This window comes from Terriglobia bacterium, assembly GCA_020072845.1.
GTDB lineage: Bacteria > Acidobacteriota > Terriglobia > Terriglobales > Acidobacteriaceae > JAIQGF01.
In genome coordinates, this window is sequence record JAIQGF010000008.1 from 31561 (window position 1) to 58494 (window position 26934).

Here is a 26934-nt window from a genome sequence, read left to right on the forward strand (position 1 = left end):
GGGAATTCTAACCGATCGGGCGATCTGGTGATTGAACGCGCGCAATTGGCGTTCAGGAGGGCAGGCCCTAGGCTGTGCGGATGAAGAAGTAGGCGGAGGTGGCGAAGCCGATGAAGATAACGAATTGACGGACGCGCCGCGGGTCCATTTTCTGGGCGTAATGGGCGCCGCCGTAACCGCCGAGGGCGGCGCCGCTGACCATGACCAACGCTTGCGGCCAGAGCACGGCGCCGGCAGCGATAAACGTCACGATCGCCACCAGGTTGGAAACGCTGACCAGGTAGGTGCGCAGGCCGCTGATGGCGTGCACGCTCTCCAATCCCATGAGAGCGAAAACGGCAGCCACCAGGATGCCGACGCCGGCGCCGAAGTATCCGATGTAGACGGAGGTAAGCAATAGCAACACGACGGTCACGGCGCGAGTGGCGGCGGAGACGCGGGGGCGATGATGAGTGCGTTCACGCACCCAGTGGGCAATGCGGACGCCGTAAACGAAGAACAACGTTCCGACCAGCAAAAGCCAGGGAATCAGGCGCATGAATGTGGATTGCGGAGTGCGCAGCAGGATCTTGGCGCCGATGACCCCGCCGGCAACGCCCACGATGGTCAGCAGCGGTAGGAGGCGGGCATGAGCGGCGACCTCGCGGCGGTAGGCGGCGGTGCTGGCGACGGTTCCGGGCCAGAGCGCGGCAGTGTTGGTGGCATTGGCGTGGATGGGCGGAACGCCGGTCAACAACAGTGTCGGGAAGGAAAGAAAGCTGCCGCCGCCGAAGATGGAATTCAGCACGCCGGCAACGAAAGCCGCGAAAAAGAGGATGAGTGCGTCGCGCAGGTGCACGCAGCCGAGTTTCTAGGTTCCGGTTTCCAGTTTCAAGTAGAAAGCGGGCAGGCAGCGAAGCTGTAGTGCGAAAGGGGGGATTCGAACTTGAGCCGCTTTGCGGGCGTGAGCGAGGTACAGCCGAGCGGGAGCCCGCCGCCGAGATCCTGAGCGAAGCCGAAGGGTCTGCAGAGAAGATGTGGTGCGAAAGGGGGGATTCGAACCCCCACGGGTTGCCCCGCCAGATCCTAAGTCTGGTGCGTCTGCCAGTTCCGCCACTCTCGCACGGGGTAATGATAGCAACATTCAGTGCTGGCAGGAGTGCTGGTTCTGGAACAGGGATATGGATTTCTGATTGCCGATTGCAGAACGGGCCGCAATCCCGGGCCACGCTGACCGGCGCACCGCTGGGCGTCCCCGCTACTGGACGCGGCTGAGGCCCTCGTAAATCCACAGGCCGGCGATGACGAGGATGAGCAAGCCGGAGGCGCCGCCGAGAATGCGAACCGGCAAATTGACCTTGTTGAGGCGGGCAATCACCTGCTGCTGCTCGATCTGCATGTGGGATTCGGAGTTGCTGAGGAAAAGTTGATCGTCCTCACGCATGGCCAGGGTGCTGCGGTAGATCAGGAGAATGACCAGGACGGCCGTCAGCACGCCCCAAACGATCAGTAGATTGGTCAACGTCGATGACATGCGCCACCTCGGTTGTTATATTCCCAGGTCCCAATGCGGGCGGGACCTCGTCAAATTATATGCCCGCGGGGAGGGCGAAAATGGGGATTATTTTAAGGCTGCAGGCTCCAGGCTGCCGGCTGCAGGGGAAAATGGGCTTCAAGCGCAAGGCCAAACCGCGAGGAAGGGCTGGAAGACCCGGAAAGAGCCTGCGGAAACGAACGGAAGGTGCGACCCCGCGCCAGGGGAAATCATCTAACGGAATAGAATCACGGGAGCCAACTGCAGGTCACAGCGAGATGTGACGGGCATGGCTTCGATGGTATAATTTGGCTCGGAAATCATTCAGAGGAGAAGAAATGGCGACCACGACGACCACCCCAACCAAGACCGCCCCGCTCAACATGACACCCAACGCGATCGCGAAGGTGAAGGAAATCATGGCCCAGCAGAACCCGGTTCCAGCGGGATTGCGCGTGGGCGTGGTCGGCGGCGGCTGCTCCGGCTTCTCGTATTCCATGTCGTTCGAGAACGCGCCCGGGCTGATGGACAAGAGCTACGATTTCGACGGCCTGAAGGTGTACGTGGACGCGACTTCGCTGATGTACCTGAACGGCGCGCAAGTGGACTACGTCGAGACGCTGGAAGGCGCCGGGTTCAAGTTCGAGAACCCGAACGTGAAGAGCACGTGTGGGTGCGGGTCTTCGTTCAACGTGTAAGAAGCTTTTAGCGGTTAGCTCTTAGCGATTAGCTAAGGCAAATTCAAGAGCCTCGCGGAAACGCGGGGCTTTTTGCTTGCCGGCCTTAGCGCGGACTTTGCGGTTGCTGCGGTGTTTGCTGGCCCATGCCGCCGGACTGGCCGAACGACGAAGGCTGACCGAAAGAGGAAGGCTGGCCGAAGGCGCTGGGCTGTTGCTGGCCGAGAGCGCTGGCGGGCGTGCCAAAACCGCCGGCGGCCGTGAAGGTCTTGCCGGTGAAAGGACCGGTGATGAGGCCGCCGCGATCCAGGGTCGGATCATAGAAGAAGAACCATTCGTTGTAATGGGTCTTCTCGTTGAACTCGTGCAAGCCTTCCTTTTCGCTGAGACTGGAGACGCCGATGATGACGCCGCCGCCGATGGCGTTGGTGCTGGAGATCATGCTGCTGGAACCGGTGGTGGATGTCTGCGACCCGACTGCACCCCCGGGAGATGTCTGCGTGCCGGTGGCGCCTGCGCTCGAGGGCGACGATCCGCCCATGGCGCCAAGGCCGCCGATTGTGCCGCCCGCTCCACCCAGGCCCCCTGCCGCTCCGCCAAAGCTGCTTCCTGGTCCGCCCAGGGTTCCTGACGATCCTCCGAAGGCGGACTGACCCGCAGGCTGGCCGAGGTTGCCGCCGGCGCCACCCTGCGTGCCCATGGCGGAAACCGGCGTGCCGAAATTGGAAGTGGTGCCGATCTTCACGTCGCCCACGTGCAGCAACTTCCACTTGCCGTCGGCCGACATCGGGTCCTTGTACTGCTTGCGCAGGAAGCGGAGGTTGTTGGTGTTTTCGAGCTGTTCGATGGTGCCGGGATAGCGTCCGAATTTCTTAAAGTATTTCTTGATGGCCCGGGAGTACTGCGCTCCACGATGGATCATTTCCTCCTCGCGGTCGCGCTGGATCTGGGTCTTGATGGCGGGCGCGGTGGCGAGCATGCCGACGATCAGCAGGACCATGAGAAACATGATGACCATCAGGACGTAACCTGACTCGTGGGAGCAGCGCCGGTGGCGGCAAGCCATTGAAGTCATCGAAAAACCTATCCGGCAGACAATGGAATGGTCTGGCGGTTGTTGCTGAGGACGTCCTCAATCTCGACGGAGTTGGGATGAATCCTCATGACCTTGTAACGGCGGTTGACGATTTCGCCCTCGGCGGCGACAAAGATGTCGTCACCCTGAGTGAGAAACACCTTGGTGGGCTCGCCGGTGCCGCTGGCGAAGCCAACGAACTTGAGGTTGATCGGCGGTGGCGGCGGTGGGCCCGTCGGCTGGGGAGGCGGGGGAGGAGTCTTCGAGGCATCTTTGATTGCCGGTTCAATCGGCTTGGGAATTTCGGCTTCGGCGCGGAAGATGTTGCGGCCGGCGCCCTTGTATTCGGTTTCTTCACTCAACTTCAACAGGTCAAGACGGAGACGCGGGTCGAGGCTGAAGGCGGTGCCCGAGGGCGCATTGCGGGCGGCGCCTCGGCTGCCACGGGCGGCACGGCGTCCGCGGGCGGGCGCGGGCGTAGCGGCAGCTTCCGGCTGAACCGGGGTGGGATTGGCGGTAGCCGCGGGTTGGCCTCCGCCACTCCACGCGCGCACGATCATGAAGGCGGCGATGACCATGAGGGCAATGGCCACCAGGGCCGTCGTCCGATTTTCGGCGCCCAGCTTCATTCCGCTGCACCCTTCACATAAGTTTCCAGGCCGACGGCGAGGCGGACGGTTCCACCCTGCTGCTCGCCGAGGTTGACCTGGTCCACGATGAAAAACATCTTGTCCCGCTCGGCAGCGTTGATGAACTTCACGGCAGCAACATAGTCGCCCGAAATGTTGGCATCCACGCGGACGTGGGTGAGGCCGGGGAGATCGGAGTCGAGCTCAAGGTAGTGGACGGAGTTCAGGCGGACACCGCTGGCGGCGGCAAGCTTGCCGAGTTCGGCGCTGAGGGCCGAAGCGCCGCCGGCGAGGCGGTCCTTGTAAAAGGCATCAATCTGGGCGCGCGCCTGGTCCACACGGGATTGCACCTGGTCGGGCGGGATGACCAGCAGCATTTTCTGCTTTAACTGCCGCCGGATGGCGTCGAACTCCTGCTGGCGAGCGGCGCCGGACCCGGCGATGGGCGTGAGCAGCACGATGGCGGCGGCGATGTCCACGGCGAGCAGCACACCCAGAACCACGTAGATGCGGCGGCGGGCCTGGCGCAGGTTGGCCATTACTCACCGCTCCTTCCCGGCGCGGCGGCCGCGGCAGGCGCGACCGGCACGTACTGGGCGAGGATTTCAAATTGCACCGTGTCGACGACCTGTGTGCCCGGTTGTTCGCGGCGAGTATCGGTCTCCGACAGCACCTGCGCGCGGCGGAATTCGCGGGATTTTTCCATGTTCTCAATGAGCTCGATGGCCTTCTCCCGCGAATCGCCGGCGACGGTCATGTGCACCTCGATTTCGTTGTTCTGATCGAGTTGCGGGGTAATGGAAAGCACGTGGAGGCGAGCCGGCATCAGGTGCTCGAGGTCGGAGAAGATCAGGGTCCAGGAAAATTCCTTGCTGCGGATGAGGCCGTTGAGCACCAGGGATTTGTCGCGCACGTCGCGGTTCTCGGGCTTGTTGAGGATGGCGATGTCCTGCTGCTCCTGGCGGCTGAGCTTGTCGAGGTTGGCTTTTTCGGCGGTGATCTTGCCGCTGAGGCCGTGCGCGTTGCGCCAGCCCGAGACGGCGCCGAAAACCAGCGCGCCGGTGAGCACCGCCACGGCGAGCAGCAACGCGCCCCAGCGCACATAAAACAGCCGGGCGTTCTCGTAAGGCTCGGAAGCGAGATTGATGCGGAACTTCATCCCAGCAACGCTCCCACAACACCTGCCAGCAACGCCGGCGCCAGGCCGCTCTGGCCGCCGGCTTGCGAGGCGGAAACCAGATCGCCGACGCGGGCCCCGGTCTGCGATTCCAATGCGGGGCCGATCTCCTGGGCCGAAGCCAGTCCGCCGAGCAGAATGCGCTCGACCTTCATGCCGTAGTTGTCCTGGAAGAAGACGAGCGAAGAATAAATGTCGTCGGCGAGAGCGGCGGCGTCAACCCGGTCGCCGTGCGCGTTTTCCAGGGTGCGGTAGAGCAGCAGGTCTTCGCCCTGAACGATGGCGACGCTGGTGCTGCTGAGGTCCACTTTGAGTGCCAGCGTGGGCGCGCTGGCTTCGACGGCGCCGAGCGAGGCGAGCATCGAAGGCAACACCACGCCGGGATTGAAGCCGGCATCGCGGAACAGCGATTCGTATTCCTCACGGACGCCGGAGGGCGCGACCGCGGCGATCACCTTGATGCCGCCACTGCTGCGGCGGACGTCGTAGGAGAGCGCAGCGTTATCGACCTCGAAGGACAAGGACTTCTTGAGGCGGAAGCGGACGACGGAGTCGGCGTCCTGCCGGCGCTCGGGCAACTCTTCGAAGTCGAGGAGGACGAGGCGGACGGCGGCGTCGGGAACCACGACAATCACGTCCCGCGAACGCGAACCGACGGCGGCGAGGGAATCGGAGATGGCTTGGCGGAGGGCGCCGGTGTTGCCCACATTCGGGGTCGCCAGACCGGGAGCCAGGCTGCCCGGCGGCAAGCTACGCGCCGACACGGTTTCAACCGCGCCGGAGTCATCGGCACGGGCGGCGATCACGCGCTCGGGCGTGAGTTCGCAGGCGATGCGCGGTTTGTCGGAAGAAGCCATCAGCGGTCAGCTCTTAGCTCGTAGCGAATGCAGATTCCTTCCCTTCGACTTCGCTCAGGGTCGGAATGACAATCCTCAGAGTGTCTGTCGATAAGTAATTCAGACTACCTCGTGGTTTCGATGAAGGTGACCTTGTTGATCTCCTTCAGGGTGGTGGTGCCAGCCTTTACTTTATCAAGCGCCGATTCGCGGAGGAAATGCATTCCTTCTTCGCGGGCGGCACGGCGGATCTCGGAAGTCGGCTTGCGTTCCAGAATCATTTCGCGGATGCGGTCACTGAGTTCCAACAGCTCGGAAATCGCGGTCCGCCCGCGGAAACCGGTGCCGGAGCACTCGATACAGCCCTCGCCTTCATAAAAGGGAACGCCACCCCAGAGTTTGGGGTCCAGGCCGCTGGCTTCGAGCACCGGGGCGGGGTAACGCAACTGCTTCTTGCAGCTATCGCAGATGACGCGCACCAGCCGCTGGGCGAGGATGCAGTTGAGCGCGGAGACGAAGTTGTACGGCTCCACGCCCATGTTGAGAAAGCGGCCGAGCACGTCCACCACGTTGTTGGCGTGCACGGTGGTGAAGACCAGGTGGCCGGTGAGGGCGGACTGGATGGCGATCTGCGCCGTCTCGGTATCGCGGATTTCGCCGACCATGATCTTGTCGGGGTCGTGGCGCAGGATGGAGCGCAGGCCGCGGGCAAAGGTCAGGCCCTTTTTCTCGTTGACCGGAATCTGGGTGATGCCGCGGACCTGGTACTCCACCGGGTCCTCGATGGTGATGATCTTGTCTTCGTCGGTCTTGACCTCGTTGAGCGCGGCGTACAGAGTCGTGGTCTTGCCGCTGCCGGTGGGTCCGGTGACCAGCACCATGCCATAGGGCTCGCTGATATATCGGCGGAAACGGCGCAGGCTTTCCTCGTCGAAGCCGACCACGTCGAGATTGAGCTTGTGGAACTTCTCGCTCATCGATTCCTTGTCGAGCACGCGGAGCACGGCGTCCTCGCCGTGGATGGAGGGCATGATCGAGACGCGGAAATCAATGAAGCGGTTGTTGTAGCGGACGCGGAAACGGCCGTCCTGGGGAACGCGGCGCTCGGAGATGTCGAGCTCGCTCATCACCTTGACGCGCGACAGGATGGTGGAGTGGTGCTCCTTGGCGATGGACTGCATGGCCTGCTGCAGCACGCCGTCAATGCGGTACTTGATGACCACCGAGTCGTCGCGCGTCTCGATGTGAATGTCGCTGGCGCGCCGCTGCAGGGCGGTGAAGATGGTGGTGTCCACCAGCCGGATGATGGGCGAGATGTCGCCCTCGGCGGAGGTGAGCCGCTCGATGGAGATGTTCTCGTCGGAGGCGTCTTCCTCCGGAATCACGTCGAGCGTAAAGCCCTCGCTGGCCTCGTCCAGGACGCGCTGCGACTGCTCGGTCTTTTTGAGGATGTCGCTGATCTGCGAAAGGGTAGCGACCTTGGTGCGAATCCGCTTGTGGAGCAGGAATCCGATCTCGTCAATCATCATGAGCTGGCTGGGGTCAGCCATGGCGATGGCCAAAGAGCCGTCGGCAAGCTCCTCGAGCGGAACGAAGTTGAAGCGGAACATGAGCTCGACCGGCACCTTGCGCATCAGGTCGTGCTGGATATGGTGATTGCGCAGGTCGAGGAACTCGCAGCGGTAGCGGCGGGCCAGGTCGCGGGCGCGCTCTTCTTCTTCCGCCGGCGTGGCGGTGACGACATTGACGCCGTTGACGAACAGCGATTTCTTGTCAGTTGCCATGAAAACCAGTTGCCCGTTGCCAGTTGTCAGTTGTCAGCCAGTACCGAGTATCGCCCCGGGCCGGAATCACAGACCCGAGCCGGACGTCTGCTGGAAAGAACGCCGGAATCGGCTGAACTTGCATCATCGCACGCCTCCGGCGCCGAGGGTGAAAATCGGCAGGTAGAGCGAGATCAGCACGAAGGCGACAATGATGCCCATTACGATCAGGATCGCGGGTTCGATCAGCGCCATGGCGGCGGTCAGCGCCGTCTGCACGTCTTCCTCAAAGAACTCGGCGACCGAGGTGAGCATCGCCGGCAATGCGCCGGTACTCTCGCCAACCTCGATCATCTCGACGGCGAGGTCGGGGATGGTGCCGGTCTCTTCCAGACTCTTGGAGAGCGACGCACCCTCGCGCACGCGGACAGCGGCCTTGCCTATGCTTTTGGCCAAGAGTCGGCTGTTCATGGAGGCGCCGGCGGTCTCCAGCGAGGGCACCAGCGGCAGGCCGCCGGCGAGCAAGGTCGCCAGCATGCGGGCAAACACCGCGACCTGGTGCTTCAAGGAAATATCGCCCAGCAGCGGGATGCGCGACCGCAGGTGCTCGAGGTAAATCCTGCCGCTCTCGGAACTGGCCCACCGCCAGATCAAGGCAAACACGATCAGCAGGACGGCCACGAAAGGAACGGCGTAATGCTGAGCGTTGACGCCAATCGCGAGCATGATCTGGGTGAGCGGCGGAATGGCCTCGGGGCGGCCGATGGCGGTATACAGTGTCGCGAACTGCGGGATGACGTAGGTGACCAGGAATGCCAGCATCACCACCACCAGGATGGCGAGCAGCGTCGGGTAAACCAGCGAGGCCAGCAGCTTCTTGCGAAACGCGATGGCCAGGCGCTGGAAGCCGATGTAGCGGTTGAGGACCTCTTCCAGGTTGCCGCTTTTTTCCCCCGCCAGCAGCGTGGTGGTGTAGATGCGCTGGAATGCCCCCTGCGCGGCAAAGGCGTCGGAGAGCAGTTCGCCGCTCTTGACGCGGTCGCGGACGTTTTCCAGCAGGGAGCGGAAATAGAGGTTGCGCTGGCGGCGGATCAGCAGGTCGAGGGCGGTCAGGATGGGCAGGCCGGCGTGAATCAGCGTGACAAACTGCTGATTGAAGACCACGAACTGGTGCATCTTGATCTTGCGGCGGCGGGGAAGACGGATCTGCCCACCCGCCAGCATGCTCCGGGGCTTGACCCAGTAAACAAGAAAGCCCTGCTGCGCGAAGCGCTCGCGGACTTCGCCGGAGGAGGCTCCGTTCTCCATACGTTCGAGCACGTGGCCGCGGTCGTCGGCCATTCTGATGACAAATTCAGCCATTCCAGACTGTTAATTCTACTGCCTCGACGGGAGTTGCTTGTTTACCAGTGTAGCACCGCTACTTAGGTTTAAGGCGAGGGGAGCCAAAAGCATCAGCCACCAACCATGCGGCATGAGGCAACCGAGCATTGACCACTGAATGCTGACGGCTATCACTGCGAGATTTCTGTGGTTTCCACCGTCTCCACGCCGGGAGGCGGGGTGAAGCGGAAACGGCTGTCGGAGAGTTGGACGTTCTGCTTCTGCTCGGAAAGGCGGAACTGGGTGGTGGAGCCATCGGCCTCGTCGATGGTGATGGCGCGGATCTGGGAGTCGGGGGTGATCTCCAGCAGGACCTGGCTGACCCGGTCTTCCATGCCTTTGGGTACTCCGCGCAAGACGATGTCACCGGGGTCGAGCGGCTTGGCGTCGGGCGCCAGCGACAGTCCGGTGAATTCCTTTTCAAGTTTCGTCTTGCCGAGCAGGTAGCGGAGGGGAGAGCGCAGGTCGTCGAGTTTCTTGACCGCAGCTTTCCGCACCTGCTGGTCTCCGGGAACGTAGAACCATGCGGTCTTGCCGTCGGAAATGAACAGTTTGGGGCGGGGCTCGCGATAGTCCCAGCGCATTTTGCCGGGGCGCTTGAGCCAGAGCGTGCCTGATTCGTTGCGCGCCATGCCGGCGCCGCGATAAGTCTCGGTGAATTGCGATTCCAGCGATTGCAGGTTGTTGTAGCGGCGGTCCACGGCATCGGCGATCTTGTGGACGTCGGCCTGGGCGAGAGCGGTCGCAGTGAGCGTAAGAACGATTACGGCGCGAAGCAGAAACCTCATAGTCCGTTAGATCATAGATCAGCGCAAATGACTCAGCATTCAATGGGGCGCCCTTTTATAATGCGTTCACGCCAATTATCATCAGGCCCCTCAAAACTCAGAACATCTCTTCCGCTCTGCGCGCGTATATACTGCCGGTCAAAAGGGGTGAAGGGTGTCTTCTGCAAGATACTTGTTGGCCTGCATCTTCTTGGGTTCCGTTGGTCTCCTCGCCCAAGACAAAGCTGCGTTGGAGGCGCAGTGGCAGAACTCATTCCGTCAGGGTGTAGCGGCTTATGAACGCGGAGACTACGCGCAAGCCGAGCAATCCCTCAATTCTGCGGTTGAGGTAGCAAAGAAGATCGGCAATGAGGAACACATTGCCATGTCGCTCTACAAGCTCACTGGCGTTTACCGGGAGCTGGGCAAATACACGCAAGGCGAGGACGCAGCGAAGCAGTCTTTGAGCATCGCGGAACGGCTGCACGCACCGGGACGTGTTGTGGCATCTATCTTGAGCGAATTAGGGACTCTATGTATGTATCACGGGCTATTCTCAGACGCAGAAGCTGCATACGTCCGCGCCTTACGAATCCGCGAATCCGATCCTGCTACAACCGACCGCGAGCTGGCTGTGAGCCTGAATGATCTTGGAAGCTTCTACCGCAGGACTGAGCGGCCAAGACCGGCGGTTCCGTTGCTGGAGCGCGCAGCTAAGTTGTCCGAGAAAGCCGGCGGAGCAGAATCGGCTGATTTCGCCAGCACACTGGAGAATTTGGCAATTGCATACCGACACACCGGTCAGCAGCAAATGGCGGAGCCTCTCTATGCCCGCGTGTTGGCAATACGCGAGAACTTGTACGGTCCCAATCACCCCCGTGTAGGGCTATCGTTGGACAACATGGCGGTTTTCTACGCCAGCGAGGGCAAGTACAAAGAAGCGGAGCAATATTCCCGGCGCTCCGTGGAAATTTTCGAGAAAGCGCCCCTTGGGCCCGACCATCCTGACCTTGTGAAAGCGTTGGAGAATCGGGCGGAGATCTTGAAGCATCTTGGACAAAAGGCAGAAGCCGCAGTTTTACGCGACCGGGCCCAGCAAATGCGGGCGCGCCATTCCCAAGCAAACCCACAGCACTAATACGGCAGTGTTGATAAATCGCCTTAGCGCGACTTACAGGGCGCGAGCACCGGGCTCTCGCGGCTTTTTCCCCAGCGGCAGGCCCTGGTTGATGAAGGGCAGGGCGTCGGGATCGGAGACTTGGACGCGGCCCTCGGGCATCAACTTGTAAGGATTTCCAACCGGGTCGACGGGAATTCCGCGCAACAGGCCGGCAGTGATGAGATCCGCCCAGGACCCGGGCTGGCGGCCGGCGCGCCGCTGATACTCGGCGGCGAGCGCCTCGAGTTTGGGGACAACTTCATCCACTTTGAGCGCGCGCAGGTGCTTGAGCGCGTTGGCGCGGATCATCGGGTCTTCGGTGGACTCGTAGGTGGTGGTCCAGAGCATGCGCGCGGTGAGCAGTTGTCCGGCGTGCTGCGCCATGGCGGCGGCGAGAATTTTCAGGAACGGGTGTGCGCCGGGAATTTGCGATCCGCGCTCGAAGGCGCGAGCGGCGGCGGCGGGATCGTGCAGTTCCATGTATTGCAGGAATCCAAGCTCGTAGTAAAGCTGCCAGCGATTGCGATTGGCCTGGATGCCGCGTTCCACCAGCGCGACGGCCTTGTCGGGCTCGCCGGCGCCTTCCGGCGGCTTCTGCGCCAGGAACGTGGAGCCGAACTGGTAAGCCACGATCAGGTGCGGATCCAGTTCTGTGGTGATGTCGAGCAGCGGCGCCAGCAGTTGATACTGGGTGGCGCGGGCGCGATGCTTGGCGCCGAAGTACTGCACGGCGCGCGTCCAGTAGATGTCGGCGACCAGGCCGTTATAGCCCAGGGTCATGCGCTTCAGGATCTTCGGCGAAGGAATGTACAGCACCTCTTCCAGGGTCGCGCCGGAGCGCAGGCGATCAATGCGGCGCAGCAGCAGGACGGCGCCACTCATACACACCACCAGCACAGTGGCCAGAGTGACGGTGATGGCGGCGCGGTGCTTCATGCGATATCGGGTGATCTGGTGATCGGGTGATCGGGTGATTGAAACCACACAAATCGACAATCGGCAATCGACAATCGGAAATGGTTTTGATACGTCATTTCAAATTCCTGCGCTCGAATATGAGAGCTGCGGCGGAAATCGCGGCGGTAGCGTAGAGCACAGCGTAGCCGGTGTTGTACGCGATCAGGGTGCGCGCCACCGGCTCGCCGTGAGCGACGGAAGAGATGACGTTGAGGGCGGAAAAGTTCGGCACCAGATAGGCCGCGGCGGTGGCGATCCAGCCGGCGGGGCCGTGGGCGAGCGCGGCAAACGCCCGCAGGTCTTCGGCGAAAGTTCCAATGATGAACAGGGCGAAGGCGAAGACAGCCGAAAGCAGCGGCGAGGAGAATGACGAAAACAGCAGCGCGACTGCGGTGACGATTACGAACTGCAGGACGATGAAGTAGAGCGCCACCAGCAGGTAGCCGTCAGCGCGCTGGAAGTGATGGACAAGGTAAAGCAGCGCGGCGAAGAAGCCGATCGCCATGAAAAACGTGTTGACCACCAGCGTGCCCACCAGGCCGAAAAACTTGCCGAGAATAAATTCCCAGCGGCGCACCGGGCGTGCCAGCACGGTGTAGAGCGTGCGCTTGTCAATTTCTTTCGAGACCAGGCCGATCCCGATGAAGATGGCGATGACGATGCCGAAGATGGAAACGGCGGTCAGGCCGAGATTGATCAGCACCATGCGCTCGATGCCGATCGAGATCTGGCCGAACAGCAGCGCCGAGGCGACCAGCAGCAGGGCAAAGAAGATGAGGTTATAGAGGACGCGGTCGCGCACCGCCTCTCTAAACGTGTTGAACGAAATGGCGGCGACGCGACTCATCATCGTGCTACCTCCACCGTCGTGCTATCCGAAAGCTGTTCCAGGAAGTAGTCCTCCAGCGAGGCGCGGACCGGCGTCACCGACATCAGCCGTCCGCGTGCGCGGCGGATGGCGTCAATGGCGGTGTCGAGTTGCTCCTGCGGCAGGACGGCGCGGATGCTGTCGCCGGTCGAGTGACATTCGGAGCCCAGCGCCTGGACCGCGGGCATGGCCGCATGCCCATCCCAGATGATCTCGACTTTGCCGCTGAAGCGGGCCAGCAAGTCCTGCACCACGCCCACGCCGCGCAGTTCGCCCTTGTGCAGCACGGCGACGCGGTCGCACAAAGCCTCGGCGTCGGAGAGGATGTGGGTAGAGAAGAATACGGTTTTGCCCTCGTCTTTGAGCGACTGGATAAGGTCGCGGACCTCGCGGCGGCCGACCGGATCCAGGCCCGACATGGGCTCGTCGAGAAAGACCAGCTTGGGATCGTGAATGATCGCCTGCGCTATCCCGACGCGCTGCAACATACCCTTGGAAAATTTTCGCAGCTGCGTGTGCCCGGATTCAGCCAGGCCGACACGCGAGAGGACGGCGGGAATGCGGCGGCGGCGTTCGCGGGCATCGACACTGGAGAGCTGGGCGTAGTAGTCGAGAAGTTCGTTGGCGGTCAGGTAATCGTAAAAATACGGCTGCTCGGGCAGGAAACCAATCTGCGCCTTCACCCGCGGGTCGCGCCAGTCGGCGCCCAGGACCTTGGCCGAGCCGCCGCTAGGAAAAATCAGGCCCATTAGGAGCTTGAGCGTGGTGGTCTTGCCGGCGCCATTGGGACCAAGGTAGCCGAAGACTTCGCCGTCGGGGACGGTAAGAGTCAGCGGCTTCAGGGCGGTTTTGGGACGCTTGCGCCAGAAGCCGGCGAGATAAGTTTTCTCCAGCGCGTAGGTCTCGATGGCGTTCATTTGGGTTTGGACCACTCATTATATTTTGGACGGCACCTGGCGGGTAGTTGTCGATGGGGAGGGAGTAGCTTCCGCGATAAGATAGCCGGACCACCTCCAAATACCAGGGGGAGAGTTTTTGGCAGACACGGCAGCAGGTACCTCCGTCAACAAGAACATCAGCGCAGAGGATACAGCAGGGCAGAGCGCGCCACGGGTTATCGGCCCGGCGACAGGCCCGGATGCGGCGCGGTTGCTGGTAGTGCTGGCGCTGGTGCTGACGGCGCTGTCCTACGTCAACACCCTGCGCTTTCAGTTCGTGTATGACGACCTGCCGCAAATCATCAGCAACCCGCGCGTCCATTCATGGCAGCATGCGCCGCGGCTGTTCGTGGAGCATGTCTGGAGCCAGTTTTCGGGCCAGCCGGGAAATTACTACCGCCCGCTGTTCGAGCTGTGGCTGGTGATCAATTACAGCCTGTTTGGATTGCATCCCGCGTGGTGGCACGCGACCACCGTGGCAGTGCACTTGGCGGTGACGCTGATGGTGTACGTGCTGGCGCGGCGGGTAACTGGCGACCGGCTGACGGCGGCCATCGCAACCGTGATCTACGGATTGCACCCGACGCACATTGAAACCGTGGCTTGGGTATCGGGCGTCACCGAGCCGCTGCTGGCAGTGTTCGTGATCGGCAGCTTTGTGAGCTACGTGCGCTCGCGCGACGGAGGCGCAGACGCGACGTGGTGGAGAGCGGCCTCGGCGGCGTCGTATGCGCTGGCGATGTTGTGCAAGGAGACCGGTGTCATGGTGCCGGCGCTGCTGTTCGCCTACGACCGGCTGATTCTTTCGCGCCGCGACGGTCAGGACGAGACGATGGCGTCCATGGCGAGGCGGTATGCGCCCTATGCCGCAGCCGCGCTGGCGTATATGGCGCTACGCCACTACGTCCTGCGCGGACTGGGGTATCCCGAAGCCAAGCCGTGGCTTGACGTGGCGCTGACCCTGCCGTCGTTCCTCTGGTTCTACGTGCGCGAGCTGGTGTGGCCGGTGGGCTTGTCGGTGTTCCACGACACGCCTCTGGTGCACACGCCCGGCTTGAAGAATTTCGTGCTGCCGCTGGCGGGCGTGGTGGCAACGGTGGGAGCGCTGGTGTGGGTGTCGCGCCGGTCGCGCGTGGCCGCGTTCGGCTCCTGGTGGCTGGCGGCGCTGATGGTGCCTCCGATTGCCGGCATCTACGCCTTCATTCAGGAAGACCTGGTGCACGACCGCTACCTGTACCTGCCCTCGGTGGGATTCGCCATCGTACTGGCATGGGCGATTCGGGCGATCAAGTCAGACGGGCGGGAACTGTTCGGCGCGCCGCCAGTGCCGATGGCGATCACTCTGGTCCTGGGCTGTGCGCTGGCCGCCGGCACCGCCCTCCAGAACGTGTACTGGATGAACGACCTGATCCTCTACGCGCACGCCGTAAATGCCGCCCCGGAAAACGTCGTCGCGATCAATCACCTGGCGAATGAGTTCTACAAGCGCCATCGTCCCGAGGACGCACTGGCGCTGTATCGCGAATCGCTGCAGATCAAGCCCGATGACTGGGCGACACACTTCGCGGTGGGGATCACCATGTACGGATTGGGAAGATTTCCGGAAGCGCAAAAGGAACTCGAAACCGCGGTCCCGCTGCTGCCGAACAATGCCGACGAGTATTACTACCTTGGCTTGGCGCATTTGGAGCAGGGGAACTACGCGCAGGCGGAGCCATATTTCCGCAAGGCGATCGAGATGTTCGGCGCCAAGCCGGGATTTCATTACGCCCTGGCGACATCGCTGGAGAAACAGGGCAAGCTCAAGGCGGCGCGGGAGGAACTGCGGGAGGAGTGGAAGATCAATCCGGAACCGCAGGTGAAGCAGGATCTGGAGCGAGTGGAGAAACTGCTGGGTGGCAATCAGTAGTTCGTAGAACTGCGTTCAATTATTTGCTTCTTCGAAGGGGTGCGGCTTCTTTTGAAGGGGTGCGCTTCTTTGAAGGGGTGCGGCTTCAGCCGCGCCGTGAGAAGCCCAACTGTGGCGGCTTTAGCCGCTGAGGGATTCCGCCTTTAGCTCACCAGGCGTACCGCCTCCGTCTTAATCAAAGATGAAAATCGCGGCGGCGATCACCGTGGTCCACTTGCCCTTCTTGTCGCCGACCGCGGACTGGGTGATGTTCAGCGTGCGAACAATCTTGTTCGACAGCCGGTACACTTCTTTCTTTTCATCCCAGGATTTGTCGGGGTCGAACTCGACGTCGAGCGTGGTGGCCAGCATTTCGGCGGCGAGTTCCTCGGCGTAGTCGCCGGCCTGATCGTCGGTTTCGCCGAAGGAGTGGTGCTCGCTGAGATAGCCGTAGGTAGAGCGGTCGGCAGGGATCGCCAGTCCGATACTGGCGGCCAGCAGCCGGTGGGGCTCATGGGTGGAATTCTCGGCCACCACGGCGAAAACAACTTCACCGTGGCTGAGATGGCGCAGGCCGAGGGAGCGCGGGATCACCTTGCATTGTGGAGGAAAGATCGACGAAACCCGCACCAGGTTTTGCGAGGCGATGCCGGCGTCGCGCAACGCCAGCTCAAACGAGGTGAGACGCTCCTTGTGCTTACCGACCCCTTTTGTCAGGAAGATCCGCCGCGGGACCATGTCTTTGCCCAATTCATTTGCCTCCGGGTTTCACTGGACAGTTGCAAAATAACACGGTGCCGCGGGAGTGGTGCACGCAAAAATGCAGGCAGCGCAAAATTTTTGTTGCTGAAACAAGGTCCTCGGCGAATGCCGGTGGCCCTCGGGGGCAGCGAATCCGAGCCTGGCTATTTTTTTGGTTTTGCGATGGAAGTCGCCTGGATCACGTTGCCGGAAACCGTGCCCTTGACCGTAGCTTTTTCGCCGGCAAACTTGTCGAAATCCGCCTTGTTGCCTTTGAGCGTGTAGACCTTGGCGCCAACCACCAGGGCGTAGTCGGCTCCGGTCTTTACGCACGCGCGGGTACATTGGTCATCGGACAATCCGGGCATCATGGTGTGATGGGCGCCGCACATGGTGTCGCTGACCGTGCCGGTGAAGGTCTGGTCCTTGGAGTCGGCGGCCAACAGGCCGAGGGATAACAGCAGCAGGACAGCCAGGGTGCGCATTGCTCGGTTCATCGGTTTCTCTCCCCACTAATCTTGGAAATCAGTATAGGGCAACAACCAGCTACCGACTACCAGTTACAATGTCGCCTGTTTCGCGCTCTTGAGTTTGACGGCGATGTCAATGAACGCCAAGGCGGCGCGGGAGAGAGCCTTGTCCTTGCGGAAGACCAGGGCGAGGTCGCGGCGGATGGTGGCGTCGGCGATGGGCAAGGCGACCAGGACGCCGGCACGGACATCTTCCAGGACGTTGGAGCGGGCGATGAATCCGATGCCAACATCGGCGGCTACAAAGCGCTTAAGTAGTTCGCTGGAATCAAGTTCCATGGAAATGTTCAACTTTAACTTGCGCTCATGAAAGTACTCTTCGATGGCATCACGCGTGTGCCCGGCCTCGGGGATCAGCAGGGGGTACTGGGAGGCGTCGGCCAGCGTCGCCGATTTCGTTTTCGATAGCGGATGGCGCGGCGGCGTGATGATGACCAGTTCGTCGCGGTGAATCGGCACCACGGTAAGGCGGTTGTCATTGACCGGCAGCGACATGACGCCGAAGTCCACCGAGTTGTCAATGATGCCGCTGAGAATGCCGGCCGATTCCAGCCGGTTGATGTTGACCGACACGCCCGGATACTGCTTCTTGAATTCGGAGAAGACCTCGGGCAGGACGTGGAGACAGGTGCCCTCGTTGGCCCCGACCACGATTTCACCGCGCGGCACGCGCTCCATTTCCGCCATCGCGGTGACCACGGCGCGGCGCGCCTGAATCGCGTCCTCGGCGTACTTCTGGAACGCCTTGCCGGCGCCGGTGAGGGAGACCTTGCCTCCGGAGCGGTCCAGCAGCTTGGCTCCGATCTCGTCCTCCAGGCCGCGGATCTGGGCGGAGATCGCCGGTTGCGTCCGGAAGCGCTTCTCGGCGGCCCGGGAGAAGCTGCTGAGGCGCGCGACTTCGAGAAACGTCTCCAGTTGGTCGAAATCCATGAGAAAGCTCTCAGCTCTCAGCGTTCAGCCTGAACGACTTGCGATCGCTCATAAGCGTTTCTACTGCCGCAATAACAACTATGAATTTCCCGATGCGGCGATCGGGATGTATTCTCGACTGTTTTTGGTAGTGCCAGGATTGTAGCAGTCGGCAGCGCACAGGGATCAACGCAGAGGGCGCGCCGAAGGGCAAAGGACGCACACATGAATGTGACCAAACATACGCGGCAGAGCGTAACCGTGGATGCCATGGTGGCGAGCGATTGGCCGGACGTTTCCGCTATCTATCTTGAGGGGATCGCCACCGGGAATGCGACGTTCGAGACCCTGGCGCCGAACTGGGAGCAGTGGGACCGGGCGCACCTGGCGGCCGGCAGGCTGGTGGGGCGCACGGGGCGGCAGATTGCCGGCTGGGTGGCGCTGAGCAAGGTCTCGCAGCGCTCCTGCTACGCCGGCGTGGCGGAGATGAGCGTTTACGTGGCCACGTGGGCACGCAGCCAGGGAGTCGGCGATGCGCTGATGAAGGCGGCTATCAAGGCGTCGGAGGCGGCTGGAATCTGGACACTGCAAGGCACGGTATTTCCCGAGAACAAAGCGAGCCTGCGGCTGTGCGCGGCGAATGGATTTCGCGAGGTTGGGCGGCGGGAACGCATCGGGAAGCGCAACGGCAAATGGCGCGACACCGTGCTGGTGGAGAGAAGGAGCAAGGTGGTGGGAACCGATTAAGGGGCCGGGATCACGAGTCGGCGTTGAGCTCATGGACGCTGGCGGCCTGCTTGCGCCGCGCCTCGGTTTCCAGCAGCACGCGGCGGTAGAGCGCATAATAGCGCACCAGTTCCGGAATGGCGCGAGCTTCCAGTTGCTTCTGAATGGCGGCGTGGTCACCGCCCTCAATCAAATCGAGGATATGCTTGACGGAGGGGTCCTCGGCGCCACGACGCCGGCAGTTCGCGATCAGGTCGTAGTCGCTCTGAGGAACAAACGACGCCAGCTCCCGGAACATCAATTGCAGCGACTCGGCGCGCGCCGGTTCGCGGACGTGGGCAATCTCCTCCAGAAGCGCTTTTTCGAACTGGTATTTTGCCCCGCCGAATACCGCGTCGGAGCTGAAGCGCTCCTGCCGGCGGGAGAGAATCTGCTCATACTGTTGAATCAGCGAGTTGGTCGCACTGGAGTCCACAAATGGTCCTTTCCCGCGGGCGGAGTATAAGCCCAGGTTATCGAAGCGATAAAAACTATGAATTTCCCGCCGCCGCGTTCGGGAATTTATGCTCCAATGGTGCGGCTGCAACCGCGAGGATTGTAGCAGCCGCCCAAGAACTACTATCCCAATAACCGATATCCGCGCCCCTGAGTGCGCGGAGAAGCACGCGCCGAGCGGGCGCAAGGAGCAGATATGGCCGATGCAAAATCCGTCCTGCAGTTCGCCAAGGATAACGGGGCGAAGCTGCTGGACCTGCGCTTTACCGACCTGCCCGGGCTTTGGCATCACGTCTCCTACCCCATGTCTCAATTCGGCGAAGAGTCGTTTGAAGAGGGCTTCGGGATGGATGGCTCGTCGATCCGCGGCTGGGCCGCGATCCACGAAAGCGACATGCTGCTGATCCCGGATCCGAAGTGGTGCATGATGGACCCCTTCACCGAGGTCCCGACCCTGGTGATGATCTGCGACGTGCAGGACCCGGTAACCAAGCAGCGCTACGACAAAGATCCGCGCTACATCGCCAAGAAAGCCGAGATGTTCCTCAACTCGACCGGCATCGCCGACACCTGCTACATGGGCGCCGAGGCCGAATTCTTCATCTTCGATAACGTGCGCTTCGATCAGCGCGAGCAGCACGGTTTTTATTTCATTGACGCCGAAGAAGGCCGCTGGAACTCCGGCCGCAAGGAAAACAACCTGGGATACCGCCCGCGGTACAAGGAAGGGTATTTCCCCGTTCCGCCCACCGACCACTACCAAGACCTGCGCAGCGAAATGACCTTGACGATGGAGCAGGCCGGGTTGGTGGTGGAGTGCCACCATCACGAGGTGGCGACCGGCGGACAAACCGAAATCGATTTGAAGTTCGCACCGCTGGTGGACTCGGCCGACCACATGATGCTCTACAAGTACATCGCGCGTAATGTCGCCAACCAGTACGGCAAGACGGTGACCTTCATGCCCAAGCCGCTCTTCCAGGACAATGGCAGCGGCATGCATACCCACCAGTCGCTGTGGAAGGGCGGAAAACCGCTGTTCGCCGGCGATGGCTATGCGGGATTCTCGCAAATGGGGTTGTGGTACATCGGCGGGCTGATCAAGCACGGCCCGGCGCTGGCGGCGATCATTGCGCCCACCACCAACTCGTACAAGCGGCTGGTGCCCGGCTTCGAAGCGCCGGTGAACCTGGCGTACTCGCGGCGCAACCGCTCCGCGGCCTGCCGCATCCCCATGTACTCGGCATCGCCAAAAACCAAGCGCGTCGAGTTCCGCCCGCCGGACCCGAGCTGCAATCCCTACCTGGCGTTTGCCGCCATGCTGATGGCCGGGCTCGATGGAGTGGAGAACAAGATCGATCCCGGACAGCCGCTCGACAAGGACATCTACGATCTGGGTCCGGAGGAGCTGGCCAAGGTGCCGTCCATGCCGGGATCGCTGGAGGATGCGCTCGACGCACTGGAGAGCGACCACCAGTTCCTGCTCAAGGGCGACGTCTTTACCGAGGCGCTGCTCGATACCTACATCAAATACAAGCGCGAGAAAGAAGTGGACGCGGTTCGGCTGCGCCCGCATCCCTACGAGTTCGCGTTGTATTACGACATCTAGAAGAGGCGCAAGCGCACGAACAGCTGAAGGGGTTCTCCGTCGAACGGAGGCCCCATTTTTATGACCGCAAGCCAATGCACAGCTCGGACACGGCAGAAAACGGTCAGATTGCCGGCAAGCGCCTCCTACAGAACGCGACGAAGGTACGAAGCGGGCCGCCCAGCGGCGAGGTGGCCAAACCCGCTAGATGAAAGGTCCTTGGCGGCAAGCCGTAATTCTCCACCCGGTTCCATGTATTAGATGCAAAGCAAGTATAATCAGTTGCTTGGAAGGATACACCACGACGTAGCCCGAAGAAAACCTTGACAGGCATGGTAGCACGATGCTACCATTCTCCATGGTGAAGCATCCAACTTACAAGCTTGAGTTGGTCAAGGGACTGATGCGGGATGGTAGTTGGTATGTTACCGGAACGGCTTTGGACACGGCGGGTGAACTCGGTTTCGATCAACACGATATATACGACTGTGTGGTGAATCAGCTCTCCGAAACGCACTTTTACAAAACGATGCCTGCTACTGAGATCAAAGGGGAAAGCTTGATGCAGGATGTTTATCACATTACGTATGAAGGGGTGCGGATTTATCTGAAACTGCAAGTGCGTGTTGAGGCGGTTGTGATTTCCTTCAAGGATCAGGAGCAATAAAGGGGATGGCTATGAATTGCGTAGTGTGCGGACAGCCAACGGCAAGCAAAGTCATCGAAACCAGAGTGGGCCATTATCGCAGCGAGACGGTCGAAGTGGAGAGCGAGTTCTTTCGTTGTGGAGCCTGCCGGGAGGAGTTCTTTAGCCCGGCCCAGGCGCAGGCTCATGTCCGAGCGGTGAAGAACGAGATTCGCAAGAAATATGGCTTGCTGCCGCCCAAGAAAATTGCAGAGATTCGAAACAAACTTAGGCTGAGCCAAGCAGAGCTCGAGGAACTCCTGGGGACGGGTCCCAAGGTCGTCGTGCGATGGGAAAGCGGAAAAGTCATCCAAGGCGCGGGCCAGGACAATATGCTGCGGCTACTTGATCGCGACCCGACGGTGGTTGACGACTTGCGCCAAATTCAGCGGTTTCGATCTGATGAGCAGGAAAAATATCGGCGAGTTGAGGGGGTGGCCCAGAAGCGCGTGGTCGCACGAGCGGTCTAGCTCCCGAGTTGCACCAGTTTTTGCGGGCCTTCGGGGAAAACCCACCCAACGAAAACCGCGTTGGGTAACCAGCCTGCCGCGATGGTACAGTGAGCCCAATGCCAGCACTCGCGCGCACTTACGTACAAATAAAACAGAGAACATCTCGTGCAAGTCGTGCAACAGAAGAACGGCATAGGACGCACGGTGATGTATTCGATGATCTGGGCTTCTCGCTGAAGAAAGCGGCAGCGCTGAAACTGAAGGCAGACCTGCACCAGAAGATCATCAAGCGGGCGCAGCAGTATTCCAAACAGGAGTTGCAGATCATTCTCCACGAAACCCAATCGAGAGTGAGTCAACTCATGCGCGGCAAGATCGCAGGCTTCACGCTGGACATGCTCATCTTCTATGCTGATCGGCTTGGCATACGCGCGGAACTCAAGACGAACGAACTCAAGGAACCTGCTCATCCTCACTTAGAGATGGCCGCTGCTCGGTGAGCGAGAACCACGTTGCATGGGCCGCCCGATGGATTGGAGCTCCGTGTAACATACAATCGAAACGGAGCAGCCCATGACATCTGCACTTCAAAATCTTGAACCGAAGCGGTTGTGGAAACACTTTGACGCCCTCGCCGCCATTCCCCGGGCCTCCACCAAGGAAGCCGCGGCGCGCGACTACGTTCTGGCCCAGGCCAAGCTCGTTGGCCTCACCGCCGTTCACGACAAGGTCGGCAATACCGTGATTCGCAAGCCGGCTCGCCCGGGCCGCGAGAACGCGCCCATGGCGCTCTTGCAGGGCCATCTCGACATGGTCTGCGAGAAGAACGAAGGAACTCCCCACAATTTCGATACCGATCCCATCAAGGTAGTGCGCGATGGCGATTGGCTGAAGGCCGACGGAACCACGCTCGGCTCCGACAACGGCATCGGCGTGGCGGCAGCGCTGGCGGTGATGGAGAGCGACGACATTGCTCATGGCCCGCTGGAGTTCGTCTTCACCATCGATGAGGAAACCGGGCTGACCGGCGCCACGGAATTTCCCGCCGGTTTGCTCAAGTCCAAGTACTTCCTGAACCTGGACAACGAAGAACGAGGCACGCTCTGCATCGGCTGCTCCGGCGGCGTCAACACCACCGCGCGCCGCAAAGTTACGCTTCGCCAACCGCGGCCCGGCACAGCGTGGCGGATCAAGGTTTCCGGGCTGAGGGGCGGCCACTCCGGCGTGGACATCCATCAAGGACGCGGCAACGCGGTGCGCATCCTGGGCCTCGTTTTGCAACGCCTGCTTGATCGCCTTCCCCTCGAAATTGCCGACCTGAAGGGTGGGAGCGCGCGCAACGCGATTCCGCGCGAAGCTTCCGCGGTCGTTGTCATGGACGTCGGCCGTGAAAAGGAATTGCGGACGCTTCTGGCCGAATTGCAAACCGAGATTCAGTCTGACCTGGGCGGATTCGATCCCGGGCTGCAATTAGCGCTAGAAAACGCCAAAGCCAAAGCCGAAGGCGCCCCTCAGGTGCTGGAAGCATCGGATGCGCGGCAGGCGGTAGACCTGCTGGCCAGCCTGCATCACGGCGTGCTGGCCATGAGTCCCGACATCGCCGGGCTGGTCCAGAACTCAACCAACCTGGCGACGGTCGGCATCAAGGATGGAGTGGTGGAGATCGGCACCAGTCAGCGGAGCGCGATCGAGAGCAGCAAGCAAGCTGCCGCCCGCCTGGTGGCCACGGTGTGCCGCCTGGCGGGATTCGAAGTCGAGCACTCGACGTCGTACCCCGGCTGGAAGCCGGACCCGAACAGCGAAATCGTGCGCAAGCTGCAGGCGGCCCACCAGGAAGTATTCGGCGCTCCCGCCAAGCTGATCGCCATGCATGCCGGGCTGGAGTGCGGCGTGATCGGCGATAAGTACCCCGGAATGCAAATGATCTCGTTGGGGCCGCAAATCGAAAATCCGCACAGCCCACACGAGCGCGTGCAGATTTCATCGGTCGAGACTTTCTGGAACCTGCTGCGCACGGCGCTGGAACGGTTCTGAACTTGGGTTCCAGTTGACCACCGAGACACCGAGATCACAGAGGGTCACCGAGAATGAATTCGCTCGGTGCATCTCGGTGTGCTCGGTGCCTCGGTGGTGAATGTGCCGGTCCGAAGGCTGGATGCCGGGTGCAAACCTGCATGACGCGGCGTGCTATGCTTCGCACAAACCGTGCCGAAATCCGCCCATGCAGTCCCGCCTCTGCCGCAGGCGCCCTTTCGCGATCCGCAAGCTGCCCGCCGCAATCTTGCGCGGATTGCCGAGCGCGTGCCCGCCGCCGTGGCGCGCGCCATCCCGCCGCTGCTCACCGATGCTCCCGACCCCGATGCGGCGCTCAACCTGTTCGAGCGGCTGACGGAAAACGCGCCGGCGGAAGTATTCCGCGCCTTCGAACGCGATCGCGCGCTGGTGCATTACGCCCTCGCGGTCTTCGGGTATAGCCACTTTCTCGGCGAGACCCTGATCCAGAACACCGATCTGTTCCACATCCTGCAACGAGACAAGATGCTGGACCGTTCGCGGTCGCGGGAGGAGTACCGCGAGGCATTTGCGCGCTTCCGCTCGCGTTCGTTCGAGACCGACATCGCGCTCCTGCTGGCGCGCTTCAAGCGCCGCGAGTACGTGCGCATCATGCTGCGCGACGTGCTGGGCACCGCCGCGCTGGCGGAGACCACCAACGAAATCTCGGCGCTGGCCGACGTGCTGATCGAAGAGGCATTGCGGGAAATCGACGCCGCCTTCCGCAGCCGTTACGGCCCGCCGCAGCACGTTGACGCGGAAGGGCGGCTCACCGGTGTACCGGTCACGGTGCTTTCACTGGGCAAACTGGGCGGCAACGAGCTGAACTACAGCTCCGATATTGACCTGCTGTTCCTGTACGGCGACGGCCAGGATGCGGGCACCACGTCAATTTCCATCCGCGAGTATTTCGTCCGCTTGGCGCAGAGCGTCACCGATTCGCTGTCGCGCATGACGCGCGAAGGTTCGGCCTTCCGCGTTGACCTCCGGCTGCGCCCGCAGGGAAGAGAGGGCGAGGCGGCGATTGGGTTGTCGCAAGCGCTCAAGTATTACGGCAGCACCGCCGGCGACTGGGAACTGCAAGCCATGATCAAGGTGCGGCATTCGGCGGGAGACGTGGCGCTGGCGCGCAAATTCATTCGCGGGGTGCAGCCCTTCGTCTACAGCGAGCAGGTGAATTTTGCCGCCATCGAGACGGCGCTGGCGGCGCGGGACCGCATCGGCGCGCGGCGCCGGGCGGCGGCCGCTCGCGGCGGAAGCATTGACGTGAAGCTCGACCGCGGCGGCATTCGCGATATCGAGTTCCTGGTGCAATGCCTCCAGCGCGTGTACGGCGGCAAAGAGCGCTGGCTGCGTTCCGGCGGCTCGCTGTTTTCGCTGCAGAAGCTGCATGACAAGGGACACCTGAGCGGCCGTGACTTCAACGAGCTGACCACTGCGTATGAGTTTCTTCGCAAGCTGGAACATCGCCTGCAACTGCGGCACGGACAGCAGACGCACAAGCTGCCGAGGTCGAAAGAGGAACGCGCCGTGGTGGCGCGCTCCATGCCGGGCGGACAGGCGGCGCCGCTGGAAAATATTGCTGACCTGGTGCAGCAGCGGATGGCGGCGGTGGCGGAGATCTACAACCGCATCGTCCATCATCAGCAGTGGCAACAGCTACGCGAGATCCCTGACTTCCACCTGGAAAGCGCTGAACCGGCGCACGACCAGAGCGAACGGCAGATGATGGCGCGGCTGGCAAGCGATTCGCCCGCCCTGTATGAGGTGCTGAGCGGCGCCGTGCTGGATTCCGCCGCGCGCAGAAATGTATTCCGCTTTCTGTCAGCGGCGTTCACCAGTTCGGAGCGATACGCGGCGGTCGCTCACGCGCCGCAGGCGTTCCGTCAGGCATTGCAGATCTTTCGGCTCAGCGATTACCTGACCGACATTCTCACCCGCCACCCCGAGGAGATCGTCACCCTTGCAGAAGAGCAGGGAACAGCCGAGCCCGACGGCGTCGGCCACCTGTTTGAACAAGTCGCCGAGGAACAAAGGGCGTTTGGCGATCCCGTGTTCTCCTACCTGGGCTCCGCCGGCGTGCCGCACGGAGAGAAGCTGGCGCTGCTGCGCCGTCATTATCGCCACCGCGTGTTCGCTTCCGGCGCGCGCGACGCGGTGGAAGGCCGCCGGGTCTACGAGTCGTTGGCGGAAACCACACGTGCCGCCGACGAGGCCATCGCCGCCGCCTTGGCCATTGCCGGAAGTCCCCAGGGACTGGCGGTCATGGCCTTGGGACGGCTGGGCACCGCCGAATTCGATCTGTTGTCGGATGCGGACCTGCTGTTCGTCAGGGACGAAGGACTGGAAGCCGCGCCCGCGACCAGGGCAGCGGAACAGCTCATGCAGGCGCTCTCGGCGTACACCCGCGAAGGCACGGTGTTTCCGGTGGACGCAAGGTTGCGGCCGCGGGGCGCTGAGGGTGAACTGGTGATGACCGTCGCCCACGTCGAGGAATATTTCCAGCGCGAAGCGCAGGCGTGGGAGGCGCTCAGCTTCACCAAATTGCGGCATGTCGCCGGAGCGGACGAACTGAGCCGGCGCGTGCTGCATTCCGCCCCTGGGTGGATGGCGCATTTCGCCGATGACACCGGGTTTGTCGCCGCGGTGCGGGGCATGCGCAGCAAGCTCGACAAACCGGAAGCGGGCGGGCCCAACCTGAAGACGGGGGCGGGCGCCGTGTACGACATTGACTTTATCGCCGGCGCGCTGGCGGTCAGGCACGGGGTGCGGCTGCGCGGAAACATGCGGCAGCGGCTTCGTGGGTTGGCCGGCGCGCGCCTGCTGGGAGAAGCCGAATTCTCTCTGTTGGATGAGGCCGCGGAGTTTTACCGTGCGCTGGAACACGCCATCCGGATCGTGTCCGGGCGCGCCCGCAAGACGCTGCCGGTCGGCGAACATGCCCGCAGCGCGGTCGAAGAGCTTACCTCGCGCATGCTGGGCCGCAGCCTGCAAGGCGGGGTGGAGGCGGAGTTGAAGCGCACCCTGGTTGCGACCCGCGCTCTGTATGAGCACCTGATGGTGTGACGGAGAGCACCGCTGCGAGGTACGTCTTCGGGAACCAGGATGCCGGGCGACCTGAACCGC

Annotated in this window: 27 protein-coding genes and 1 tRNA gene; 10 read left to right on the forward strand and 18 right to left on the reverse strand. The window is 61.9% G+C overall.

What is annotated here, in order from left to right:
- Nucleotides 1-67 precede the first annotated feature (67 nt).
- The 3 genes from LAN70_07710 to LAN70_07720 form a co-directional block, all read right to left on the reverse strand.
- Nucleotides 68-838 (reverse strand): sulfite exporter TauE/SafE family protein, encoded by a 771-nt coding sequence (locus LAN70_07710; GenBank protein ID MBZ5511044.1) that lies wholly within the window; start codon nt 836-838, stop codon nt 68-70.
- Between the two features lie 179 nt (nt 839-1017).
- Nucleotides 1018-1102, reverse strand: a tRNA-Leu gene (locus LAN70_07715).
- A 135-nt stretch (nt 1103-1237) separates the two neighbouring features.
- Nucleotides 1238-1513: a hypothetical protein gene (locus tag LAN70_07720; GenBank protein ID MBZ5511045.1), complete on the reverse strand. Its 276-nt coding sequence runs from the start codon at nt 1511-1513 to the stop codon at nt 1238-1240.
- A 338-nt stretch (nt 1514-1851) separates the two neighbouring features.
- Between LAN70_07720 and LAN70_07725 the strand changes: the two genes are divergently transcribed.
- Nucleotides 1852-2211 carry an iron-sulfur cluster assembly accessory protein gene (locus LAN70_07725; protein ID MBZ5511046.1) on the forward strand — a complete coding sequence of 120 codons (360 nt, stop codon included), beginning with the start codon at nt 1852-1854 and terminating at the stop codon, nt 2209-2211.
- 85 nt (nt 2212-2296) lie between these two features.
- On the opposite strand, the gene LAN70_07730 is transcribed toward LAN70_07725, so the two are convergent.
- The 8 genes from LAN70_07730 to lolA all read right to left on the reverse strand — a co-directional run bounded on the left by LAN70_07730 (nt 2297) and on the right by lolA (nt 9841).
- Entirely contained in the window at nt 2297-3256 is a 960-nt protein-coding gene (locus tag LAN70_07730) for a hypothetical protein (protein ID MBZ5511047.1), read from the reverse strand.
- 17 nt (nt 3257-3273) lie between these two features.
- A complete protein-coding gene (locus LAN70_07735) occupies nt 3274-3894 on the reverse strand; it encodes a hypothetical protein (GenBank protein MBZ5511048.1) in 621 nt (206 codons plus the stop codon).
- On the reverse strand, nt 3891-4433 hold the full coding sequence (locus tag LAN70_07740) for a hypothetical protein (protein MBZ5511049.1): 543 nt from the start codon (nt 4431-4433) through the stop codon (nt 3891-3893). The genes LAN70_07735 and LAN70_07740 overlap by 4 nt, the downstream gene beginning before the upstream one ends.
- Entirely contained in the window at nt 4433-5053 is a 621-nt protein-coding gene (locus tag LAN70_07745; GenBank protein ID MBZ5511050.1) for a hypothetical protein, read from the reverse strand. Before LAN70_07745 ends, LAN70_07740 begins: the two co-directional genes overlap by 1 nt.
- Nucleotides 5050-5928: a hypothetical protein gene (locus LAN70_07750; GenBank protein ID MBZ5511051.1), complete on the reverse strand. Its 879-nt coding sequence runs from the start codon at nt 5926-5928 to the stop codon at nt 5050-5052. Before LAN70_07750 ends, LAN70_07745 begins: the two co-directional genes overlap by 4 nt.
- A 104-nt stretch (nt 5929-6032) precedes the next feature.
- On the reverse strand, nt 6033-7691 hold the full coding sequence (locus LAN70_07755) for a GspE/PulE family protein (protein ID MBZ5511052.1): 1659 nt from the start codon (nt 7689-7691) through the stop codon (nt 6033-6035).
- Nucleotides 7692-7814: 123 nt separating this feature from the next.
- On the reverse strand, nt 7815-9032 hold the full coding sequence (locus tag LAN70_07760) for a type II secretion system F family protein (protein ID MBZ5511053.1): 1218 nt from the start codon (nt 9030-9032) through the stop codon (nt 7815-7817).
- A gap of 152 nt (nt 9033-9184) precedes the next feature.
- On the reverse strand, nt 9185-9841 hold the full coding sequence (gene lolA / locus LAN70_07765) for an outer membrane lipoprotein chaperone LolA (GenBank protein ID MBZ5511054.1): 657 nt from the start codon (nt 9839-9841) through the stop codon (nt 9185-9187).
- A gap of 175 nt (nt 9842-10016) precedes the next feature.
- Between lolA and LAN70_07770 the strand changes: the two genes are divergently transcribed.
- Nucleotides 10017-10958 (forward strand): tetratricopeptide repeat protein, encoded by a 942-nt coding sequence (locus tag LAN70_07770; GenBank protein ID MBZ5511055.1) that lies wholly within the window; start codon nt 10017-10019, stop codon nt 10956-10958.
- Nucleotides 10959-10991: 33 nt separating this feature from the next.
- On the opposite strand, the gene LAN70_07775 is transcribed toward LAN70_07770, so the two are convergent.
- The 3 genes from LAN70_07775 to LAN70_07785 form a co-directional block, all read right to left on the reverse strand.
- A complete protein-coding gene (locus LAN70_07775) occupies nt 10992-11915 on the reverse strand; it encodes a hypothetical protein (GenBank protein MBZ5511056.1) in 924 nt (307 codons plus the stop codon).
- 94 nt (nt 11916-12009) lie between these two features.
- Nucleotides 12010-12786 (reverse strand): ABC transporter permease subunit, encoded by a 777-nt coding sequence (locus LAN70_07780; protein MBZ5511057.1) that lies wholly within the window; start codon nt 12784-12786, stop codon nt 12010-12012.
- Entirely contained in the window at nt 12783-13721 is a 939-nt protein-coding gene (locus tag LAN70_07785; GenBank protein ID MBZ5511058.1) for an ABC transporter ATP-binding protein, read from the reverse strand. Before LAN70_07785 ends, LAN70_07780 begins: the two co-directional genes overlap by 4 nt.
- Nucleotides 13722-13839: 118 nt before the next feature.
- Between LAN70_07785 and LAN70_07790 the strand changes: the two genes are divergently transcribed.
- Nucleotides 13840-15651: a tetratricopeptide repeat protein gene (locus LAN70_07790; protein ID MBZ5511059.1), complete on the forward strand. Its 1812-nt coding sequence runs from the start codon at nt 13840-13842 to the stop codon at nt 15649-15651.
- A 171-nt stretch (nt 15652-15822) separates the two neighbouring features.
- Here the strand turns inward: LAN70_07790 and LAN70_07795 are convergent, their stop codons facing one another.
- From LAN70_07795 to LAN70_07805, 3 genes are all read right to left on the reverse strand, one after another.
- Nucleotides 15823-16368 (reverse strand): arginine decarboxylase, pyruvoyl-dependent, encoded by a 546-nt coding sequence (locus tag LAN70_07795; GenBank protein MBZ5511060.1) that lies wholly within the window; start codon nt 16366-16368, stop codon nt 15823-15825.
- A 167-nt stretch (nt 16369-16535) separates the two neighbouring features.
- Nucleotides 16536-16868 (reverse strand): hypothetical protein, encoded by a 333-nt coding sequence (locus LAN70_07800; protein ID MBZ5511061.1) that lies wholly within the window; start codon nt 16866-16868, stop codon nt 16536-16538.
- Nucleotides 16869-16931: 63 nt separating this feature from the next.
- Complete coding sequence (locus LAN70_07805) at nt 16932-17831, reverse strand: LysR family transcriptional regulator (GenBank protein ID MBZ5511062.1); 900 nt, start codon at nt 17829-17831, stop codon at nt 16932-16934.
- A gap of 204 nt (nt 17832-18035) precedes the next feature.
- On the opposite strand from LAN70_07805, the gene LAN70_07810 reads away from it, so the two are divergent.
- Nucleotides 18036-18557: a GNAT family N-acetyltransferase gene (locus tag LAN70_07810; protein MBZ5511063.1), complete on the forward strand. Its 522-nt coding sequence runs from the start codon at nt 18036-18038 to the stop codon at nt 18555-18557.
- A 10-nt stretch (nt 18558-18567) separates the two neighbouring features.
- On the opposite strand, the gene LAN70_07815 is transcribed toward LAN70_07810, so the two are convergent.
- A complete protein-coding gene (locus tag LAN70_07815) occupies nt 18568-19011 on the reverse strand; it encodes a hypothetical protein (protein MBZ5511064.1) in 444 nt (147 codons plus the stop codon).
- Nucleotides 19012-19227: 216 nt separating this feature from the next.
- Here LAN70_07815 and glnA point away from each other — a divergent pair, with 216 nt between their 5' ends.
- The 6 genes from glnA to LAN70_07845 all read left to right on the forward strand — a co-directional run bounded on the left by glnA (nt 19228) and on the right by LAN70_07845 (nt 26874).
- A complete protein-coding gene (gene glnA, locus LAN70_07820; GenBank protein ID MBZ5511065.1) occupies nt 19228-20640 on the forward strand; it encodes a type I glutamate--ammonia ligase in 1413 nt (470 codons plus the stop codon).
- A gap of 337 nt (nt 20641-20977) precedes the next feature.
- Nucleotides 20978-21286, forward strand: coding sequence for a type II toxin-antitoxin system MqsR family toxin (locus tag LAN70_07825; protein ID MBZ5511066.1), 309 nt, complete (start codon nt 20978-20980; stop codon nt 21284-21286).
- 11 nt (nt 21287-21297) lie between these two features.
- Nucleotides 21298-21774 carry a type II toxin-antitoxin system MqsA family antitoxin gene (locus LAN70_07830; GenBank protein MBZ5511067.1) on the forward strand — a complete coding sequence of 159 codons (477 nt, stop codon included), beginning with the start codon at nt 21298-21300 and terminating at the stop codon, nt 21772-21774.
- A gap of 98 nt (nt 21775-21872) precedes the next feature.
- Nucleotides 21873-22256 (forward strand): helix-turn-helix domain-containing protein, encoded by a 384-nt coding sequence (locus tag LAN70_07835; GenBank protein ID MBZ5511068.1) that lies wholly within the window; start codon nt 21873-21875, stop codon nt 22254-22256.
- Between the two features lie 73 nt (nt 22257-22329).
- The gene (locus LAN70_07840; protein ID MBZ5511069.1) at nt 22330-23790 is read left to right on the forward strand and encodes an aminoacyl-histidine dipeptidase; all 1461 of its coding nucleotides are present in this window, start codon (nt 22330-22332) and stop codon (nt 23788-23790) included.
- A gap of 171 nt (nt 23791-23961) precedes the next feature.
- On the forward strand, nt 23962-26874 hold the full coding sequence (locus LAN70_07845; protein MBZ5511070.1) for a hypothetical protein: 2913 nt from the start codon (nt 23962-23964) through the stop codon (nt 26872-26874).
- Nucleotides 26875-26934: the final 60 nt, after the last annotated feature.

Coding starts and splice junctions, on each gene's coding strand:
- LAN70_07720 (MBZ5511045.1), bottom strand. CDS start 1,513: ATGTCATCGACGTTGACCAATCTACTGATCGTTTGGGGCGTGCTGACG.
- LAN70_07725 (MBZ5511046.1), top strand. CDS start 1,852: ATGGCGACCACGACGACCACCCCAACCAAGACCGCCCCGCTCAACATG.
- LAN70_07730 (MBZ5511047.1), bottom strand. CDS start 3,256: ATGGCTTGCCGCCACCGGCGCTGCTCCCACGAGTCAGGTTACGTCCTG.
- LAN70_07735 (MBZ5511048.1), bottom strand. CDS start 3,894: ATGAAGCTGGGCGCCGAAAATCGGACGACGGCCCTGGTGGCCATTGCC.
- LAN70_07740 (MBZ5511049.1), bottom strand. CDS start 4,433: ATGGCCAACCTGCGCCAGGCCCGCCGCCGCATCTACGTGGTTCTGGGT.
- LAN70_07745 (MBZ5511050.1), bottom strand. CDS start 5,053: ATGAAGTTCCGCATCAATCTCGCTTCCGAGCCTTACGAGAACGCCCGG.
- LAN70_07750 (MBZ5511051.1), bottom strand. CDS start 5,928: ATGGCTTCTTCCGACAAACCGCGCATCGCCTGCGAACTCACGCCCGAG.
- LAN70_07755 (MBZ5511052.1), bottom strand. CDS start 7,691: ATGGCAACTGACAAGAAATCGCTGTTCGTCAACGGCGTCAATGTCGTC.
- LAN70_07760 (MBZ5511053.1), bottom strand. CDS start 9,032: ATGGCTGAATTTGTCATCAGAATGGCCGACGACCGCGGCCACGTGCTC.
- lolA (MBZ5511054.1), bottom strand. CDS start 9,841: ATGAGGTTTCTGCTTCGCGCCGTAATCGTTCTTACGCTCACTGCGACC.
- LAN70_07775 (MBZ5511056.1), bottom strand. CDS start 11,915: ATGAAGCACCGCGCCGCCATCACCGTCACTCTGGCCACTGTGCTGGTG.
- LAN70_07780 (MBZ5511057.1), bottom strand. CDS start 12,786: ATGATGAGTCGCGTCGCCGCCATTTCGTTCAACACGTTTAGAGAGGCG.
- LAN70_07785 (MBZ5511058.1), bottom strand. CDS start 13,721: ATGAACGCCATCGAGACCTACGCGCTGGAGAAAACTTATCTCGCCGGC.
- LAN70_07795 (MBZ5511060.1), bottom strand. CDS start 16,368: ATGGTCCCGCGGCGGATCTTCCTGACAAAAGGGGTCGGTAAGCACAAG.
- LAN70_07800 (MBZ5511061.1), bottom strand. CDS start 16,868: ATGAACCGAGCAATGCGCACCCTGGCTGTCCTGCTGCTGTTATCCCTC.
- LAN70_07805 (MBZ5511062.1), bottom strand. CDS start 17,831: ATGGATTTCGACCAACTGGAGACGTTTCTCGAAGTCGCGCGCCTCAGC.
- LAN70_07810 (MBZ5511063.1), top strand. CDS start 18,036: ATGAATGTGACCAAACATACGCGGCAGAGCGTAACCGTGGATGCCATG.
- glnA (MBZ5511065.1), top strand. CDS start 19,228: ATGGCCGATGCAAAATCCGTCCTGCAGTTCGCCAAGGATAACGGGGCG.
- LAN70_07825 (MBZ5511066.1), top strand. CDS start 20,978: ATGGTGAAGCATCCAACTTACAAGCTTGAGTTGGTCAAGGGACTGATG.
- LAN70_07830 (MBZ5511067.1), top strand. CDS start 21,298: ATGAATTGCGTAGTGTGCGGACAGCCAACGGCAAGCAAAGTCATCGAA.
- LAN70_07835 (MBZ5511068.1), top strand. CDS start 21,873: ATGCCAGCACTCGCGCGCACTTACGTACAAATAAAACAGAGAACATCT.
- LAN70_07840 (MBZ5511069.1), top strand. CDS start 22,330: ATGACATCTGCACTTCAAAATCTTGAACCGAAGCGGTTGTGGAAACAC.